Source organism: Nisaea acidiphila, assembly GCF_024662015.1.
Lineage (GTDB): Bacteria > Pseudomonadota > Alphaproteobacteria > Thalassobaculales > Thalassobaculaceae > Nisaea > Nisaea acidiphila.
On sequence record NZ_CP102480.1, the window covers coordinates 4,392,344 to 4,410,265 of the forward strand.

Below are 17,922 nucleotides of genomic sequence, written 5' to 3' on the forward strand. Positions count from 1 at the left end.
GGGGCGGGTCTGACGGTGCCGCGATTTACATGTAGCCCGCGGTGCGGAGCCGCTCGAAGGCGTCTTCCGCCTCGTGATCCATGGCCCGGCCGCTGCGCTCGGCAATCGTGGTCGCCTCCAGCTCGGCGATGATCTCCTCGATCGTGCTGGCCTCGCTCTCGATCGGGAAGGTGATGTCCTGGTCGCCAAGGGAGCGGTAACGCTTGCCGTTCTTGGAGTAATAGAGCGAGACGAGCGGAATTTTCTCACGCTGGATGTAGCGCCAGATATCAAGCTCGGTCCAATGCAGGATCGGGTGGATGCGGATATGGGTGCCCGGCGCGAAATCGGTCTTGAACTGGTCCCAGAATTCCGGCGGCTGGTCACGAAAATCCCATTCGGCATTCTCGCCGCGCGGGCTGAAGACCCGTTCCTTTGCCCGCGTCGCCTCCTCGTCGCGGCGGATGCCCGCGATCACGGCTTGCATGTCCTGCTCGGCGATCAGACGTTTCAGCGCCTCGGTCTTGCGCGCGGCGGAGCGCGTTGCCGGCGGCAGTGTCGGATCGATTTCCTCGATCGGCGGGCATTCGCGGACCAGAAGCTTCACGCCCCATTCGGCGGCGTACTTCTTCTGAAATTCGTACATCTCTGGAAACTTCTTGCCGGTGTCACAGAACATCAGCGGGAACGGCACGTGACCCAAGAACGCCTTGCGGGCGAGCCAGACCATGACGTTCGAATCCTTACCGAGCGACCAGAGCATGCCCAGGCGATCGAACTTGTTGAAGGCCTCTCGCAGAATGTAGACACTCTGCGCTTCCAGCGCGTCGAGATGGTCCATCGGCCCGGACTTTCCGTTTCTTTTCCAAGTGGAGCGCGGTTTCTAGGCTCCATATGGCGACTTGTCAAAAGCACAAAAGGGCGCCGGGAACGATTTGCACGTTCCTGTCACGCGATTGACACTTCCTGCGAAAGCCTGATCTGTCGATTGGCCGGAGCGGGGAAACATCGTTCCCGCCCGGTCGGGCCTATCCGGCGAAATACTCGGCCGCGGCGAGGGTCGGCCGGTCCGGCGCGAGATCGGCGGCGCTGAGGCCCTCGCGGACCACCTCGTCCGGCAGTGCCGCACCCCGGGCCAGTGCCGCGGAGGTCATGCCCAGCCCGGCGGAGGTCTGGATGCCGTAGCCGCCCTGACCCGCCAGCCAGAAAAAGCCGTCGAGACCCGGCTCGAAGCCGACCACCGGGCTCTTGTCGGATACGAAGGAACGGAGTCCTGCCCAGCGGCTGTGGAAGCGGCCGACCTTCAATGTCGTCGCGGTCTCGATCCGATCGACCGCTATCGCGAGGTCGAGATCCTCCGGTTGCGCGTCGGTCGGCATTGACGGTGTCTCGTCGGCGGGAGAGCCGAGAAAGCGCCCGGCTTCCGGTTTGACGTACCAGTCCTCGTTCACATTGACGACGGCGGGCAGTTTGTCGGGATCGAGCCCTTCGGGCGGATCGAAGGTGAAGGCGGTGCGGCGCTTCGGCACCAGACCGATCGGTTTTGCGCCCGCGAGTTTGCCGATCTCGTCGGCCCAGGCACCGGCCGCATTGATCACCACAGGCGAGGCAAAGGTACCGGCGCGGGTTTCGACTTTCCAGCCGTCGGAACCGTGCGTCAGTCCCTGCACGTCCGCATCCGTGACGAGTTTCCCGCCCCGGTCCCGCATGCCTCGGATGAAGCCCCAATGCAGGGCATGGACATCCATGTCCATGTCGTTCGGATCGTAGAGCCCGCGGACTATCTTCTCCGGATCGAGCGCAGGGAACAGTTCCAGCAGGCGCGCGCCCTCGACGATCTCCAATCCCTTTGCCGTCGCCGCGAGCTCGTTGTGGGCGGCATCGAGCGCATCGAGTTGGCTGGCTTCCGCGATGGTGAGGGAGCCGCGCGGTGTCAGGATGGGGCCGTCTGCGAACCCTTCCGGAGGGTTCTGGAAGAACGGCTTGCCAGCGCGATTGAGGGCACGGATCGCTGCATTCCCATAGCTTTCGATATAGAGCGCGGCGGACCGTCCGGTCGTGTGGTAGCCAGGTTGTTCTTCACGCTCCAACAGAATAACGGAGCCGTGGGGGGCGAGAAAATAGGCGCAGGACGCGCCGGCCATGCCGGCGCCGATGATGAGAAAATCCGCGCACTGAATCGTGTCAGTCATGATCTGGGCATTCCGAAGGTGGGATAGGGACCTTACGCCCGCCTGCCGGTTCGGCTCAAGGGGGGCAATGGTTCCCAGCGGCTTCGGCATTTGTTCCGGCGCGGGCATTGACAGGAGCTTGGCCAAGGCAGTCCGATTAAGAGTTAACTCATGATGTTCCAAGGGGATCCGGATATGACTTCAGCGGCATACGATATCGTTCTCGAAGGCGGCGATGTCATCGACGGTACCGGTGCCCCGCGTAAGCGTGCGGATGTCGGGATCCGGGACGAGGCGATTGCCGCGGTCGGCGACCTCATCGGTGCCGAGGCCGGCAAGCGCATCGACGTCAGCAACCGGATTGTCGCTCCGGGATTCATCGACGTTCATACCCATGACGACAGGATGCTGCTGTCGCAGCCCGACTTCGATGCCAAGGTCAGCCAGGGCGTGACGACGGTGGTGGTCGGCAATTGCGGTATCAGCCTCGCGCCGCTGGTGCTCGACGTGGCGCCTCCGCCGCCGCTGGACCTTATCGGCGATCCGGACTGGTACAAGTTCCGCACCTTCGACTCCTTTCTCTCCGCCGTGGAGCAGGCGCCGGCCTCGGTAAACGCAGCCTTTCTGGTCGGCCATTCGACACTTCGTGTCGGGACGATGGACAGGCTCGACAGGGGCGCCACGGGTCAAGAAATCAAGCAAATGCGCGGTCTTCTGGAGGAAGCGCTGGATTCCGGCGCCGTGGGATTCTCGACAGGTCTCTTCTACGCGCCGTCCCACAAGGCGCCGACCGAAGAGGTGATAGAGCTGTCGCGCAGTCTGAAGGCCTTCGGTGCCCGCTATGTCACGCATATGCGGAACGAGTCGGACGATATCATGGATTCGCTCGACGAGACCTTTACCATTGGCCGGGAAGCCGGATGCCCGGTGATCGTCTCGCACCACAAAGTGCAGGGAAAAGAGAATTTCGGGCGGAGCTGCGAGACGCTCGCCTGTTTCGAGAAACACATGCACCATCAGGATATCGGTCTCGATATCTATCCTTATTGTGCCTCCTCGACCGTCCTCAAACCGGATTCCATAGCGCTCTCGGAGCGGGTCAAGATCACCTGGTCCAACGCGCGGCCGGATCTTGCCGGACGGGACCTCGCGGACATCGCCAAGGAACTTGGCTGCGATATCTATGAGGCGGCCGAACAGTTGCAGCCGGCGGGCGCGATCTATTTCTCCATGAGCGAGGAGGACGTGCAGCGGATCCTCAAGTTCGAACACGCGATGATCGGTTCCGATGGCCTGCCGCATGACGAGTTTCCTCATCCGCGGCTCTGGGGCACCTTCCCGCGCGTGCTCGGGCATTATTGCCGAGATCTGGAGCTGTTCCCTCTGGAGGAGGCGGTGCGCCGCATGACGGGGCTTTCGGCACAGAAATTTGGCCTTAAGGACCGTGGCACTGTCGCCGAGGGTAATTTCGCGGATCTCTGCGTATTCGACGAGAAGACGGTGATCGACCGCGCCGATTTCGACCGGCCGACCGCTCCGGCGGCAGGGATCGAGAGCGTTTTCGTCAATGGCCGGATGGTCTGGGGCAGCGGTGCGCACACGGGTGCCCGGCCGGGACGGGCATTGCGCCGGGGGACAGGGCTGCAAGCAGCCTGACAGCCGGAACGCTATTTGGTGTAGTGGGCCTGCAAGCTCTCGGTAATTGCGATGATTTGCGGATCGGTTAGTGCTTCGAACTGGACATGGACACCGGTATCCGTTTGCCGGACAACGCGCGCGGTGACGGCACCGGCCTCCGGGATGTTCAGCGCGATTTCGGTGTTCGGCGCCACTGGAAGGTCGGCGACGATATGGGCGCCGCCGATCGAGAGATCCTGGATGGCACAATCAACATTCTGACCGTCGATCTTGAAAATCGAGATGTCGCATCTCGGTTCTCGCAGATCCTTCCGGCGGTCTCCTTCTCCGGGCAAGTCGACATTTAGACGGAGTGTGGAAATCTCGTGCAGGATCCCGGCGACTTCCGCGGCCATCGCATCATCGGTAATCGTGCCGAGCACGCGTTCGACACTCGTCTGGAGATCGGCAAGACCTTCCGACAGGGGTTTTGACTGTTCCGGTCGCAGGCTGGGAGTTGATTTCACTCTCCACCTCGTAATGGTTGTTGTCGGAACGTTTGAAAGTATCTCCCAATCTGTCGGTTCTGTACAGACATACAGTCCGTTTGGATCAATCCTACGTTGGCATTTTGAACGGGCAGATCGTTTCGTAGGCAGCGCTTCCGGAGAAAACTTTATCCTCGCGATATTTTGCCGCCACGATCTGCAGGCCCGCGGGCATGCCGTCGCGGGTAAAGCCGCATGGCACGGATGCCGCTGGATGCTGCGTCAGGTTGAATGGATAGGAGAACGGTGTCCATTCCGTCCAGCGCCGCATGCCGGAGCCGGGTGGAACCTCGAGCCCGGCATCGAAAGCTGCAGTCGGCATTGCCGGCGTTAGCAGCAGGTCGTAGCGGTCGAGCAGTCGGTTGATCTCGAAACCGAGCTTCTCGCGCTCCCGAATGGCGTCCTGGTAGTCAGGCAACGTGATTTCCAAGCCTTCGAGGCATACCTCGGCAAGGCCCGGATCGAGAAGCTCCCGCTGGTCCGGGCCGAGGGCGCGATAGGCATTGGCCGCGCCGGTAAACCAGTGGATCCTGAAAGTCTCCGCGGAGCCGGAGAGCTCTAGGTCGACCTCCTCAATATATGCGCCGAGTTCTGCGAAACGGCGTACTGCCGCCGCGACAAGCTCTGCGATATCCGGATCGACCTGTGCAAATCCGAGATCGGGGCAGTAGGCGATCCGCATACCGCGGACAGACTTGCCCGAAATCTGCCGGAAGTCGCGTCCGTCGTCCGGCGCAGTGTACCAATCGGATATATGAGGACCGCTCATCACCGTTAGCATCAGTGCCGCGTCGGCGACGGTCCGGGTCATAGGGCCGACATGGGAGACGGTGCCCATGGCGCTCGCCGGATATTGCGGCACCCTGCCGAAGGTCGGCTTGATGCCATAAATGCCGGTATAGGCAGCGGGGATACGGATGGAGCCGCCGCCATCCGTACCTTGGTGCAACGCGCCCATTCCCGTGGCAGCACTTACGGCCGCACCGCCGGAGGAGCCGCCGGGTGTCTTCTCCGGGTTCCAGGGATTGCGGGTGACGCCGGTGAGGGGGCTGTCCGTGACGCCCTTCCAGCCGATCTCCGGCGTGGTGGTCTTGCCGAGGAAGACGGCTCCGTGATCGCGAAGCCGCGCGACGAAAGGCGCGTCTTCCGGGGCCCGATATTCCGGATCGGTCGTTTTCGATCCCCGCCGGGTCGGCAGCGCCTTTACGTCAGCGAGATCCTTGATTGTAGTCGGCACTCCATCGATCAGTCCCGTCGGCCGGCCGTCGCGCCAGCGCTGCTCCGAAGCCTTCGCCGCTGCCAGTGCGCCTTCCGCATCCACATGGACGAAGGCATTGAGCTTTCCGTTGTGCGCGTCGATGGCAGCGAGTGCGGCCTCGGTGGCCTCCACGGGTGACAGTGTACCGGCGGCGAAGGACCGGATCAGATCGGTCGCGCTCATCATTGCGATGTCACGGCTCATGGCTTCAGTTCCTTATACTCTGCGGTAATGCGCGCTACTTCAGCGGTGCCGGCCAGGCAGCGTCCCGGAACTCCTGGATTTCGAAGCGGTAATTCCCGATGCCGCGGAAGAAAGCGGAATAGACGTTGAATTTCTCGCTGAAAGCGGGAGGTGCGTCGAAGGCGACACCCTTGGCCTTCATCTCTTCGTAGAAGCCGTCCACATCCGGCGATACGAAGGAGATCGTTACCGCCGGGTCTTCCGCCGGCGGGCGGTTGGTGCAGACCCCGAGGAAGGCATTCGGTGCGACCTCGTAGATGTGGCAATTGTCGTTCTGGTTCAGAGCCAGCCTGAAGCCGAGCGTCTCGCTCAGGAACGCGGACGCGGCTGCGAGATCCTGCGTATAGATGAAGGACAGCATTTGCCCGACGAGCGGCATGACGGCGATAACTCCAGGAAAGTGCGTGGCTCCGGATAAGGCGGAACCGGAACCGAACGGGATAGACCGCAAGTCTAGGACGCTTCGATTACCAGGTGCAATTCGCCAGATACGAATTCATCTCTAACCATAGGGCTCGATTGAGTCCGCTTGCAGCGAATAGCCAACTGCGGCGAGATCGTTAGTCTCGTTCAGGATCCCGAGGGTGCCCTCGACATAGACCGGGTCGAACATGTCGCGCGGATCGTAGGGTTCCTCGGTGCGCACGAGAATGAGCTGGTTCGGCGGTGGCGGGGGCACATGAATGCAGGCGCCGACATACGGCACGAGGATCAGCTCGTTGACGCCAACACCATTGTAGTCGAGCGGGATGATATAACCGGCGATACGCACATTCTCGCCAATCAGCTCATTGTTCAGATCCGTGCCGTATCCGCCGTCCGTGGTCTGTTCCGGGATCGCGCCATGCTCGACCACGCCGAGGCGATTCATAGTGGCTTTAAGACGCTCGTCAGGATTGGGAATCAGGTCCTCCCAGAGGATCTCGCGGGGACCTTCTGCCGCTCTGGCCGGGGAGGGAACGAAGAACGGGGCGGCGAACGCGGCGCCGGCCAGGGCGATAACGGTTCTGCGGGTTCGGAAAAACGACTCTGTCACGCCAGCCTCCTATTGCCGGATGGTCATACCGTCCGCTAGCGACATCCTGTAGGCCCGAAATGCGGGAAACAGCCCTGAGAGAATACCCGCCAGGACAATGAGGCCCAAGATCGCAATTTCGCGCGCATTCGGCAGACTGAGAGGCAGATAGAGACCGAAGGCGGTATCCGCAAGGGGACCGGCGATCGCCAGACCCGCCATGAATAGAAGGGACCCGGCGGCGGCACCCGCGAGCGAGAGCAGGGCGGCCTCGAGGATCATCAGGTAGGCGATGGTACCGGGGCCCGCGCCGACGGCGCGCAGGATGGCCATTTCCCGGCGGCGCTCCGCCAGACTCGAGAGGATGGCAGCTATCATGCCGACCAGAGCCGTGAGGACCACCATCGCAGAAATGGCGGCGAGTGCGGTTTCCGCGACACCGATGAGCGACCAGAGTTCCTGGAGCGCCACACCCGGCAGGACTGCGAGCAACGGTTCTTCCCGATACTCGTTGATGAAACGCTGCAGTTTGAAGGTCTTCAGCTTTGAGGTGACGCCGACCAGAACGGCGGTGATCGCCTTCGGCGTCAGGTCCATTTTCCTGACGGCTTCGGCGCTTGTCGATTGGCCCGGCACGCGCGCCCCGCTTTGCCAGTCGACATGGATGGCCTCTATGGCGGCAAGGCTCACATGCACCGTGCGGTCGACCGGCGTCCCGGTTTTCTTAAGGATGCCGGAGACGCGGAACGGCATGTCCTCATGCTTGCTGAAGCCGATGGCGCCCAGACCGTGCGCGACCACGATCGGATCACCGACCTTGTAGCCAAGTTCCTTCGCGACGTCGGCGCCGAGCGTCGTGTCGAACAGGTCCGAGAACGGTGCGCCCGCCAGCATCTCCAGCTTTCTGCCGCCGCGGAAGCGGTAATGCTCGAAATAGGCCTCGGTCGTGCCGAGGACGCGAAAACCACGATGGCTGTCGCCGAGGGAGAGGGGGACGGTCCAGGCGACTTCCGGGCGGGCCGCAATGTCCCGGTAGCTTTCCCAGGTGATGTTGTTGGTCGCGTTGCCGATCCGGAAGACGGAATAGAGCATGAGCTGCACGGAGCCACTCCGTGCGCCGACGATCAGATCGGTGCCGGCGATGGTATTTGCGAAGCTCACGCGGGCGCTGGTCCGGGTGCGCTCGACGCTGAGAAAGAGGGCGATGCTAATCGCCAGCGCGAGGACCGTGAGGGTTGCCGTGGTTCTGCGGTTGGCGAGCGAGCGGCCGGCGATGCGGAGTAGGGTCACGAACCGGGCTCCGATCTCAGGATCTCCTCGGTCCGGACGACCCGGTCGAAGCGCGGCGCGAGACGGTCGTCGTGGCTCACCATCAGCAGGCTGGAGCCCTGCCGGTCGAGCTGGGCGAACAGCAGCTCCAGAAACCGTTCCTGGCTGTCTGTATCGAGCGCCGAGGTCGGCTCGTCCGCGACGATGAGTTCCGGCGCGCCGATCAGGGCGCGGGCCGCGGCGACGCGTTGCTGCTGCCCGGTGCTGAGCCGGGAGGCCGACCGTCGGCGCAGGTCGCCGTCAGGGAGCGCGAGCCGGGTCAGCAAATCCTCGATCGCTGATTCCGGATCTGCCGTGCGGGCCGTCCGCCCGGGCGCGAAGGCAAGACCGAGACGGACATTCTCACGCGCCGAGGCATAAGGCAGCAGATTGAACATCTGAAAGATCACGCCGATATGCTCTGCCCGGAACCGGTCGCGGCGGCCGGCGGATAGGGTGGCGAGGTCGGTGCCGAGAATTTCCACCCGCCCGGCCGACGGAGTCGAAATCCCGCAGATGAGGCCGAGCAGGGTTGATTTTCCCCCGCCAGAGCGGCCGAGCAGGAGTACCCGCTCGGCCCGGCGGACGTCAAACCTGTCGACTGCAATCCGGTAGCCGGTTTCAGTCCAGGTGAACGCGATATTCGAGAGCGAAATCGCGGGCGTTTCGGCCGGTCTTTTGGTTTCGCTCACGGCAATCGGATTTTCCTGACGGGATCACTTCTTCAGGGAGATGTTAGGCTCATCCCGTTCCACTTCGTAGTGGAATTGGCCGCTCGTGCCGATGATTGTCACTTCGAGTTCTTCGCTGTTCGGGAAGGCCGCGAAGAACGGAAAGGCCATGCCGGAGATCCGGGCGGTGTCGTCGCAGGAAAGCTCGTAGGCGACGTGGAACTCGGAATGTTCGCCTTCCTCATGGTCGTGCGACTCATTTTTTGCATGCTCTTCGTGATGGTCCTCGAGGTGCGCCTCCTCGAAACGGCAGGCGGTTCCGTCGAATCGGAACAGCGCAACGCCGTTCTTGAGCTTCTCTTCCGCGGCCTCGACAGCGGCTTTATCGCTGTCGGATTTCGGCTCGTGCTCAAAGCCGACGATATCGGCACCGGGAATTTCGAGCTCCATTAGGACCCGGTTGTCCTCGAAAGCGATATTGAGGGTCCCATGACCATGTTCATGGGCGTGCGCCGAGCGGGTTTCGCTCGCATGCACGGCGGGGACTGAGACGGTCCCGAAGAGAAATAGGGCGGCGGCGGCTTTACGGATCATGGCTCATGGGTCCCAGAGCAGGTGCGATATAGGAAGTGATGTTATAACATTTCATATTCGAGCTGCCAGCGCCGATCGTGGACTGCGTCAATTTTGTCCCTGGATCTTGATCCTGGAACCTTCGCGTGGCGTGCAATCGCCGCTCAGCCATTGCTGGACCATGCTTTCCTTGCAGGCTGTCCAAGGCCGTTCGACCCCACCGCCGAACTCTTCCTGATAGATCGTCGCAAACGCTATGACCGCGAGAAGCGCGGCCAATATCCACATGCCTCTGCTCATCTTCGCTCCCTTTCTCCGGACCAGATTTGGGGATGCCGCCATCCGCTTAAAAGAGGAAAGTTGTCGTATTATATTATTCGGCCCACTCCACGATATGGTCCGGGAGTTTTTCGTCGGGCACCAGGGTTTCCGACACGGCACGGCCACGTACGGAAATACCGGCCTCGTGCACCATTTCCCGGTCGCCGCAGATCAGGTGGTGCCAGAACGGCAGATCCCGGCCTTCCTTGACGAGGCGGTAGGCACAGGTCGACGGCATCCAGATCAGGTCTTCCAGAAGCTTTGGCGTCAGGATCACGCAGTCCGGCACCTTGGCTTTCCGGTTCGGATAGTCCTTGCATCGGCAGGATTGGCAGTCGAGCAGGCTGCAGGCGACGTCCGTGTAGTGCAGGTCGTCGGTGACGTCGTCGATCAGTTTCACGAGACAGCATTTGCCGCAACCGTCGCAGAGAGTCTCCCACTGCTCGGAGGTCATCTCCTCCAGCGGTGTGGTTTTCCAGTAAGGCGTCTGCCCCATGTCGCAGTCGAGACTCATTCAGGCGCCGCCGGCAATCCGGTCGAGGACCGGCAGAAGCTGTTCGCGGAAGGCTGTGGGGTTCTCGGACATCGGGAAATGTCCCATCTCTTTCATGATGATAGCTTTCGCGCCTGGGATGCGCTTAGCCGTCTCGATCGTATCCTCCGGCGTGCAGGAGTAATCGTACTCGCCGGTCATGAGATAGACCGGGCAGGTGCCGGTATCGATGGTCCCGCTCTCGTGGGCATAGTCGCTGTCGGTCCGGTAGAAATGCATGTCGCCTTTGAAGACCTCCGGACCGCCCTGGTAATAGTGCCAGAGCGTCTCCCAGCGAAATTCGTCCGGACTCTGCGGCGCGACGAGGCCGGAGACGAGGGCGGCGCAGAAATCGCCGCGCAGGAATTCCGGACTCTCCAGCCAGGAATTGTCATACCAGGGCGAGGGGTGGTCGGATCCCTCGAGACCGATCACGCCGCGCAGCGCCGCGCCTTTTTCCAGCGCGAGGCGGACGACCACGCGGCCACCCATGGAGCAGCCCATGACCACGGGCCGGTCGAGGTCCATCGCCTCCGAAAAGGCCTCGACGGCAGCGACGTAGAACGCGCTCGTCAACTTGTATTCCTCGTCCTGCCAGCCTTCCGGCGGATTGGACTTGCCGTGCCACGGCAGGTCGAAGGCGACAACCCGGAAACGGTCGGTCACGGCTTCGTCGCACATCAGGTGCCGGTACTGGCTCGAATGGGCTCCGGCGGTATGCAGGCAAAGCAGCGGGATGCCGGCGCCGGCTTCCTCGAAATAGATCCTGTAGGGCCGGCCCTCGATCTCGAGGTGGATGTAGCGGCCGGTAATTGGCTCGATCCGGGCGCTCATGATCCGGCCTCCTGTCGGAGCGTCCGGGGCAGAGCGAGCAACTCCTTCACGTATCGCAGATTATGCAGCAGCGGAGCCGTGTTGCCTTCAAGGCTCGCATGCCTGTAGCGCGTCATCGCGAACAGGTCCTGATAGCCGGGCGGCGGTGCGTCGGACCAGAAGAATTCCCAGACCTCCTTCGGGGCGCGGATGGCGAAATCCCAACTCCGCATCTTGAAGGGACCGGTTTCCACCGCGGCGACGGCGCCGTTCTCGACAGTTACGTGATAGAGAGTTTCGCCAACTTCAAGCAGGAAAGAGGAGCGCATATAGCGGCCGATGTGGCGGAGGTGAGGACGCGCGGTGACGGCCTCGGTCAGGCATTCGAACATGTTTCGCTCTCCTCTTTCAGTAGACCGCGCGGCCGCCGGAGAGATCGAAGCAGGCGCCCGAGTTGAAGCTGCATTCTTCCGACAGCAGCCAGCATGTCATCGCCGCAACCTCTTCAGCGGTGCCGAGACGCGCCATCGGGCATTTCAAGATCATTATTTCAACATGTTTCGGGTCCGCATTCGCGACCATCTCGGTCTCGATCGGACCCGGCGCGATGCAGTTGATCAGGACGCCGGTATTCAGCATTTCCTTGCTCATCGCCTTCGTGAAGGCGATGACGCCTGCTTTTGCGGCGCTATATGCTGGAGCGTTCGCCGTACCTTCCTTACCCGCGATCGAGGCGATGTTCACGATCCGCCCGAAACCGCGTTCCGCCATGCCGGGGGCAATGGTCTTGGAGCAGAGGAAAACGCCGGTCAGATCGATGTCGATGACCTTTTTCCAGTCGGGTAGCGCGTAGGAAACCGTCGGCACGGTCGGTCCGATGATTCCGGCGCTGTTCACCAGGAGATCGATGGGGCCGATGGCACCGACGGTATTGGCATGGGCGACGGAGACGCTCGCCTCGGAACTGACATCAACGGTAGTCGCGACCAGCCCCGGCGGGCTCCCGAGTTCCGATACCCGGGCCGCGAGCCCCTCGTCATCGACGTCCCAGAGCGCGACCTTGCCGCCGTTTTCCAGAATACGTTTGGCCACGGCGAGGCCTATGCCCTTCGCGCCGCCCGTGACGATCGCCGCGCGGTCGGTGAATTCTCCATCCTTCAAGGCGCTTCTCCCCAGACGCTCGATTTATCCAATCCGGACTCTTGTTCGGTCCGGTATCAAGAAGAGGCGAGGGTGAATTCTCCCTCACGAATCCGGTCGGGCCAATCCGCGACCATATCAGCCACCGCCTGCTCACCGTAATTCTCGATCATATCGGTCAATGCCGCAAAGATCGCAGAGGAAGCCACCATTTCGGGCGCGCAGCCGTTGTCGACCGCTTCGTCCCAGGCTTCGAGGATGAGCTTGAGTGCTATGCGTTTCTGTTCGTCGTCCGGCAAGACACCCGCATCCGAGTCCGACATATCGTTCTCCGTCACTAGACCATTTCCGGCGTGAGAGCCGTTGCTCGTCCGGCGCTGCTTGAGGCCGGTGCAGAGCGAACGCTAGACTGAAAAGAAAGTCAGTGGGAGGAAAAACATGACGGAAAAACACGACTTTCTGCATCACGTCGGTGACGAGCATCCTTTCGTCGCTCGTGGTCTCAGGAGCTACTTCGAATATCGGGATCTCGGCATTGAGGCGGCGTCCAAGGGCGATGTGGTCTCGCATGTGATCAAGGCGCGTGACGGACACAACGCGACCGGCGCCTGGCATGTGCATGACTGCAAGTTCCAGATGTTCTACGTGCTGAAAGGTTGGGCGAAATTCGAGTATGAGGGCCAGGGCGTCCATACGATGAAGGCGGGCGATTGCGTTTTGCAGCCGCCGATGATCAAACACCGCGAGATCGAACATTCGGAAGACCTGGAGCTGATCGAGGTTGTGTCGCCGGCCGATTTCAAGACCTTTGAGGTCGACGCGCCGGAGGATTGAGCGGACTCATTTGTACGAAGGAGCGGAACCATCACTGCTGACCTGAGTTGGGAAGATGGTTCCGTCCCGTTCTCGGAGCGGTTCGGCGACGTCTATTTCTCCGCGGAGGACGGTCTGGCGGAGGCTCGCCATGTCTTCCTCGCCGGCAGCGGTCTGCCGGAAGCATGGGCCGGACGCGATAACTTCACGATCGGCGAGACCGGCTTCGGAACCGGTCTCAATTTCTGCGCGGTGGCGAAGCTCTGGCAGAAAACGAGGCCGCCCGGAGCACTCCTGCATTATGTGAGCATCGAGGGCTATCCGCTTGTGGCCGCAGAGTGCGGTAAGGCGCTCTCATGCTGGGGTGAACTGGACGACATCGCTGCGGCCCTGATCGCGCGCTATCCGGCCCCGGTGCCCGGATTGCATCGGATTCATTTTGAGGATTGGGGAATCGTTCTCACGCTGGCCGTGGGCGAGGCGGGCGATATCCTGCCAAAGCTTAAAGCCTCGGCCGACGCCTGGTTTCTCGACGGCTTCGCGCCGTCACGCAATCCGGAAATGTGGCGGGAGGAGGTGCTGACGTGGATCGGCCGGATGACTGTTCCTGGCGGCACGCTGGCGACCTTCACCTCCGCGGGGACGGTCCGCCGGGGACTTGTCTCCGCCGGATTTGATGTGTCCAAGGTGGAGGGCTACGGGCGCAAGCGCGAGATGTCCGTCGCGCGGAAGCGGGAGGAGCCGCGCGCGGAAGGCCGCCGGGCCCCAACTCTATGCGTGCCTTTCCTTAAGCGGCAACGCGGCGACCGGATCGCCATCGTCGGGGGAGGGATCGCGGGCTGCGCATTGGCGCGCGCGCTCACAAGGCGTGGCGTACGGCCGGAACTCTACGAAGAAAGCGGTCAACTCGGAGCGGGGGCTTCCGGCAATGCTCGCGCGCTCGTCATGCCGCGGATGGATGCAGGGGACAGTCCCGCTGCCCGTTTCCATGCCGCAGCTTACCGTTTCGCAATCTCGCAATATGCCGAAACCGAGGCCTGGGACCCGTGCGGTGTGCTTGTCATGCTGGATGATGATGCGGCACGGGAACGAGCTTTCAAGGCTCGTGGACACGCGTGGCATCCGGCGTCTCTCGCCCCGGAGCTGGACAGCAAGGAGGCAAGCGAACGAGCCGGTATTCCGCTCAATCAGACCGGTTTGTTCTATGAGAAGGCCGGTCTGCTCGAAACCGGATGCCTGCTGGAGGAGTGGGGGGCAGGGGCCTCGGTTGTGTCCAGCAGGGTCTGCGATCTGCGCCGCGCATCTTCGGGAGTGCAGCTTGTCGATGCGAACGGCATTGTTCTGGGTGAGGCCGATACGGTGGTGCTGACCGCCGGTATCGGGAACCGTCATTTCCCGGGGCGGGCATGGCTGCCCCTGGCGCCGGTGCGGGGCCAATTGTCCGTCGTCCCGGCCTCGGATGCCGGGCTGCCGCTGCGGTGCGCGCTTTCCTGGGGCGGGTATCTCTCCCCCGAGCGTGAGGGCATGCATCTGCTCGGAGCGACGCATGACCCGGTAAACCGGCTCGGAAAGGACTGGGAGAGTGCTGTAGTCGAGGAGGACCACCGGCGAAATCACGGAAATCTCCCGTCCTGTCTGCAACCCCTCCTTCCGCCACCCAGTGAGACATGGCTCGGGCGGGCGCGATTGCGGGCGGTGACGCCGGACCGCGTTCCGCTATTCGGTGCGGTGCCCGATGCAGCGGAACTCGGGTCTGCTTTCGGCAAGCATTATCGCCGGAGAGGGGCAGAGTTTTCCGGGGCGGACATTCTTGTTCTCGGCGGCCTTGGATCCCGCGGTTTCGTAACGGCGCCTCTGGCGGCCGAAATGCTGGCCGCGCGGATGTTCGAAGAGCCCTGGCCGCTGGAGCAAGAGGTCGGCCTGGTCGGCGAGCCGGTTCGGTTTGCAGAGCGGGCCTATCGTCGCGGAGAGTTGCAAGTGTTCTTGAGCGATGCACTTGACGCGGGATGACCGCCAAGCCTGAAAAACCTTTCATTAGGGCTCTGACGCGATACTTGAACCTGTCTTTCCGCTAAAGTGTTCGATCAATTTCGCCTTCAGCGGAAACGGAGCGTCCAGGGAGGATCGCTTTGTCCGGTTCGACAGCGCCGAAGATTATGTTTGCTTCGGTTATGCGCGAAAGACTGACGCGAGCGCCTGGGCTGGTTGCGGCGACTGCCTTTCTCATTGTCCTCGCGGCTACTTTTTACGCCCAATTGGAAATTCAGGCGCGGGAGGACGAGCAGCATGCGGTACAGCATCGTTTCGCGCGCGCTCACATCGGGCAAAGCCTGCAGACCTATATCGATACGCGGTTTCTCGCAGTCCGTGGGATCGTCTCGCAACTGACGATGATTCCAGGAGAAATCCGCCGGGCCGAGTTCGTCTCGCTCGCCCGACGCTTTCATGAAAATTTTGACGGCGTTCAAGCGGTCAACTGGGTCGATCACGGCGGGGTTGCGCGCTGGATCGTACCATTGCAGGGCAATGAGGCTGTTAAGGACAGAAATCTCGGGGCGCTCGATCTTCCTGGGCGGGCGTTGAACGCTGCCCGCACCGACGGGCTGCCTCATGCCACCGCGCCGATTGCGTTGCTGCAAAAAGGGGGCGGGTTCGCGAGTTATTTCCCGGTGGAGCAGGACGGTAAGTTGCTCGGCTTCGTCAAAGTCGTCTTCTGTTTCGATGACCTGATAGGTTCGGTTGCGGGCCTGGCCCGCGCAACGTGGTCTCTGTTGCGATCTATCACGGTGACACGCTCGTTCTTGAGCAGGCGGATGCACCACAGATCGGGGTGGAATCGATACTCTTCCACACGCTGAGCATACTCGATCAGACCTATCGGGTTGCGGTTCGGGCTCATCACTCGCCGACCTGGCATTTCGTGCCTCTCATTCCGGTTCTGATAGTGAACATTCTGTTTGCTTGCGCTCTTTATCTCGTCATTCGTCAGGTCGGGCAGATGGCGAGAAACGAAGCGCGATTCCGCGACTATGCCGAGATCGCGTTCGACTATCTTTGGGAAACGGACGAGGACCAGAATTTCACTTACCTGTCCGACGCATTCGAAGAAATTGTCGGTCGACCTGCGTCCGATTTTCTTGGCAGGAGGCTGATCGATTGCGAAGTTGCAGGTTCATCGGATACGTCTCTCGAGGAGCATGCCGCGACAATGGGCCGTCATCGGGCCTACGTGAATTTCGTTTTCACCAGTCTCCGGCGTGACGGAGCCAAGACCTGGATCTCTTCTTCGGGAAAACTGAGGTTCGACGCGATCGGCCGGTTTATCGGCTATCGCGGATCCGATCGCTGTATCGACGAGCAGGTGCGGACGGAGCGCCGGCTTCGCCGGGCATGGGAACACGCGGAGGCGGCAAACAGGGCGAAGAGCAACTTCCTTGCCGGGATGAGTCACGAGCTCAGAACTCCTCTGAACTCGATTATCGGGTTCTCCGAGATCATTCGCGATCAGCTATTGGGACCGGTCGGAAAGCCGCAATATGTGGAATATGCCAACGATGTGGTGACGTCGGGGAGGCATCTGCTTTCGCTCGTCGACGATGTGCTGGATCTCTCCAAGATCGAATCCTCGACCTTTGAGCTGTCGGAGGACGAGGTCGAACTGATCGACGCATTCGAATTCGTCCGGCGCGGTTTTCGGCGTCTCGCTGAGTCGCGGGGAATTTCAATTGAGATCGTTGCCGCCGAAAATGCACGGTTTCTCCGCGCGGACACGCGTCTGGTCCGTCAGATGGTTATGAACTTGGTCTCCAACGCGATCAAATTCACCGAGCATGGAGGGGCGATTACAATCCGCTCAGAACGTGACGACACCGGCGCCGTCCATATCATCGTGCAGGACACCGGGATCGGCATTCCGGAGACACAGCTCACTCGCGTCATGGAGCCGTTCGTTCAGGTGCGGGAGACAGCACTGCTCAGTCACGAAGGGTCTGGACTGGGGCTTTCGCTGGTGAAGCGTTTCGTGGAATTGCACGGAGGAACGATCGATCTGCATAGCCAAGTCGGCTCTGGAACGATTGTTGACTTGGCCTTTCCATTGGCGCGAAGCCGATAGAACCGGAAAAACTGGTGCCGGTTGAGGGACTTGAACCCCCGACCCTCTGATTACAAATCAGATGCTCTACCAACTGAGCTAAACCGGCATCCTTTGATTTCTGCGGGATACAGCTTGCTGGGCCCGGCGTCAACTACGACTGTTCGGCGGTCGCCGTGCGGAGTGGGCGATCGGCGGAGGCTTGGGATAACGTGAAGCCGTCGGATGTCGTTTTAGCCGTTCGACACAACGAGCCGCGGCGGGGCGTAACGCGGCTGCGAACCGGCGGAAACAACGTTTCTGGCGGCCTGCATCAAGCGACCGATCGGCGCCTTTTCCTCGCAGAGCGCTTTCACTAGGCTCGACGCGGTTTCCAGCTTCGAAATCTGGGAGTCGGAGTAGAAAGGTGCGCGGCGGTCCGAAACTGCAGCTTCTTCGTAGCGCGATACGGTGTCCGAAATTAGTGCCGACAGATCCTTCATTGCCTCTTCAATCTCTTGCGGAGCGTTTCCGACGCGGCGCAGTTGTTCGAAGCGGATGTTAAGTTCAAGCAACGTGTATACTTGCTGGTGACGAACATAAAGTTCGCGCCCACGCAGGTCCCGATTGTTCAATTCTAAACGTTCGAGCATCGTTCACTCCGAGTCGACCGGCGACTACTTGGATATCTCAAAACGGCAGACCAGAGTGTCCGGTTGCCTCGACAATTCGAACTCTAAGCGGGAAATCGTGAATCGGTCGTGAATCGATTTAAGAATTTTCTCCGGGTAAATTGGGCCGGGTAGCAGTGCATAGTCTATAGTTCTATCTTTGTTTTTCTTTTGTTC

21 protein-coding genes and 1 tRNA gene are annotated in these 17,922 nt (G+C 61.4%); 5 read left to right on the forward strand and 17 right to left on the reverse strand.

The genetic code is table 11. The features are described from left to right. Positions 1 to 25: 25 nt before the first annotated feature. Together cysD and NUH88_RS20540 are read right to left on the reverse strand one after the other, a co-directional pair. The gene (gene cysD / locus NUH88_RS20535; RefSeq protein WP_257768619.1) at positions 26 to 820 is read right to left on the reverse strand and encodes a sulfate adenylyltransferase subunit CysD; all 795 of its coding nucleotides are present in this window, start codon (positions 818 to 820) and stop codon (positions 26 to 28) included. A 187-nt stretch (positions 821 to 1,007) separates the two neighbouring features. Further along, positions 1,008 to 2,171: an NAD(P)/FAD-dependent oxidoreductase gene (locus NUH88_RS20540; RefSeq protein WP_257768621.1), complete on the reverse strand. Its 1,164-nt coding sequence runs from the start codon at positions 2,169 to 2,171 to the stop codon at positions 1,008 to 1,010. 174 nt (positions 2,172 to 2,345) lie between these two features. On the opposite strand from NUH88_RS20540, the gene NUH88_RS20545 reads away from it, so the two are divergent. After that, the gene (locus NUH88_RS20545) at positions 2,346 to 3,806 is read left to right on the forward strand and encodes an N-acyl-D-amino-acid deacylase family protein (protein WP_257768623.1); all 1,461 of its coding nucleotides are present in this window, start codon (positions 2,346 to 2,348) and stop codon (positions 3,804 to 3,806) included. Between the two features lie 11 nt (positions 3,807 to 3,817). Here NUH88_RS20545 and NUH88_RS20550 read toward each other — a convergent pair whose 3' ends face one another. The 13 genes from NUH88_RS20550 to NUH88_RS20610 all read right to left on the reverse strand — a co-directional run bounded on the left by NUH88_RS20550 (position 3,818) and on the right by NUH88_RS20610 (position 12,512). Continuing rightward, entirely contained in the window at positions 3,818 to 4,294 is a 477-nt protein-coding gene (locus NUH88_RS20550) for a PilZ domain-containing protein (RefSeq protein ID WP_257768625.1), read from the reverse strand. Between the two features lie 91 nt (positions 4,295 to 4,385). Next, a complete protein-coding gene (locus NUH88_RS20555) occupies positions 4,386 to 5,777 on the reverse strand; it encodes an amidase (protein ID WP_257768626.1) in 1,392 nt (463 codons plus the stop codon). A 34-nt stretch (positions 5,778 to 5,811) separates the two neighbouring features. Further along, positions 5,812 to 6,195: a VOC family protein gene (locus tag NUH88_RS20560; RefSeq protein ID WP_257768627.1), complete on the reverse strand. Its 384-nt coding sequence runs from the start codon at positions 6,193 to 6,195 to the stop codon at positions 5,812 to 5,814. Between the two features lie 123 nt (positions 6,196 to 6,318). Further along, a complete protein-coding gene (locus tag NUH88_RS20565) occupies positions 6,319 to 6,852 on the reverse strand; it encodes a DUF3299 domain-containing protein (RefSeq protein ID WP_257768628.1) in 534 nt (177 codons plus the stop codon). A 9-nt stretch (positions 6,853 to 6,861) separates the two neighbouring features. Beyond that, complete coding sequence (locus tag NUH88_RS20570) at positions 6,862 to 8,121, reverse strand: ABC transporter permease (protein ID WP_257768630.1); 1,260 nt, start codon at positions 8,119 to 8,121, stop codon at positions 6,862 to 6,864. After that, entirely contained in the window at positions 8,118 to 8,831 is a 714-nt protein-coding gene (locus NUH88_RS20575; RefSeq protein ID WP_257768632.1) for an ABC transporter ATP-binding protein, read from the reverse strand. Before NUH88_RS20575 ends, NUH88_RS20570 begins: the two co-directional genes overlap by 4 nt. A gap of 24 nt (positions 8,832 to 8,855) precedes the next feature. Beyond that, on the reverse strand, positions 8,856 to 9,404 hold the full coding sequence (locus NUH88_RS20580) for a DUF2796 domain-containing protein (RefSeq protein WP_257768634.1): 549 nt from the start codon (positions 9,402 to 9,404) through the stop codon (positions 8,856 to 8,858). Between the two features lie 87 nt (positions 9,405 to 9,491). Beyond that, positions 9,492 to 9,683 carry a hypothetical protein gene (locus NUH88_RS20585; RefSeq protein WP_257768635.1) on the reverse strand — a complete coding sequence of 64 codons (192 nt, stop codon included), beginning with the start codon at positions 9,681 to 9,683 and terminating at the stop codon, positions 9,492 to 9,494. Between the two features lie 73 nt (positions 9,684 to 9,756). Next, on the reverse strand, positions 9,757 to 10,218 hold the full coding sequence (locus NUH88_RS20590; protein ID WP_444329684.1) for a YcgN family cysteine cluster protein: 462 nt from the start codon (positions 10,216 to 10,218) through the stop codon (positions 9,757 to 9,759). Continuing rightward, positions 10,219 to 11,070 (reverse strand): alpha/beta fold hydrolase, encoded by an 852-nt coding sequence (locus NUH88_RS20595; protein WP_257768637.1) that lies wholly within the window; start codon positions 11,068 to 11,070, stop codon positions 10,219 to 10,221. Next, on the reverse strand, positions 11,067 to 11,441 hold the full coding sequence (locus NUH88_RS20600) for a hypothetical protein (protein WP_257768639.1): 375 nt from the start codon (positions 11,439 to 11,441) through the stop codon (positions 11,067 to 11,069). Before NUH88_RS20600 ends, NUH88_RS20595 begins: the two co-directional genes overlap by 4 nt. A 16-nt stretch (positions 11,442 to 11,457) precedes the next feature. Further along, positions 11,458 to 12,210 (reverse strand): SDR family NAD(P)-dependent oxidoreductase, encoded by a 753-nt coding sequence (locus NUH88_RS20605; protein WP_257768641.1) that lies wholly within the window; start codon positions 12,208 to 12,210, stop codon positions 11,458 to 11,460. A gap of 56 nt (positions 12,211 to 12,266) precedes the next feature. Continuing rightward, positions 12,267 to 12,512 carry a hypothetical protein gene (locus tag NUH88_RS20610; RefSeq protein ID WP_257768643.1) on the reverse strand — a complete coding sequence of 82 codons (246 nt, stop codon included), beginning with the start codon at positions 12,510 to 12,512 and terminating at the stop codon, positions 12,267 to 12,269. 115 nt (positions 12,513 to 12,627) lie between these two features. Between NUH88_RS20610 and NUH88_RS20615 the strand changes: the two genes are divergently transcribed. The 4 genes from NUH88_RS20615 to NUH88_RS20630 all read left to right on the forward strand — a co-directional run bounded on the left by NUH88_RS20615 (position 12,628) and on the right by NUH88_RS20630 (position 17,116). Continuing rightward, positions 12,628 to 13,023, forward strand: coding sequence for a cupin domain-containing protein (locus NUH88_RS20615; protein WP_257768645.1), 396 nt, complete (start codon positions 12,628 to 12,630; stop codon positions 13,021 to 13,023). Between the two features lie 42 nt (positions 13,024 to 13,065). After that, a complete protein-coding gene (gene mnmC, locus NUH88_RS20620; protein ID WP_257772280.1) occupies positions 13,066 to 15,012 on the forward strand; it encodes a bifunctional tRNA (5-methylaminomethyl-2-thiouridine)(34)-methyltransferase MnmC2/FAD-dependent 5-carboxymethylaminomethyl-2-thiouridine(34) oxidoreductase MnmC1 in 1,947 nt (648 codons plus the stop codon). A gap of 119 nt (positions 15,013 to 15,131) precedes the next feature. Further along, on the forward strand, positions 15,132 to 15,860 hold the full coding sequence (locus NUH88_RS20625; protein WP_257768647.1) for a CHASE domain-containing protein: 729 nt from the start codon (positions 15,132 to 15,134) through the stop codon (positions 15,858 to 15,860). Between the two features lie 140 nt (positions 15,861 to 16,000). After that, positions 16,001 to 17,116 (forward strand): PAS domain-containing sensor histidine kinase, encoded by a 1,116-nt coding sequence (locus tag NUH88_RS20630; RefSeq protein ID WP_257768649.1) that lies wholly within the window; start codon positions 16,001 to 16,003, stop codon positions 17,114 to 17,116. A 12-nt stretch (positions 17,117 to 17,128) separates the two neighbouring features. On the opposite strand, the gene NUH88_RS20635 is transcribed toward NUH88_RS20630, so the two are convergent. Beyond that, a tRNA-Thr gene (locus NUH88_RS20635) sits at positions 17,129 to 17,204 on the reverse strand. A 124-nt stretch (positions 17,205 to 17,328) separates the two neighbouring features. Beyond that, positions 17,329 to 17,727: a hypothetical protein gene (locus tag NUH88_RS20640; protein ID WP_257768650.1), complete on the reverse strand. Its 399-nt coding sequence runs from the start codon at positions 17,725 to 17,727 to the stop codon at positions 17,329 to 17,331. Positions 17,728 to 17,922: the final 195 nt, after the last annotated feature.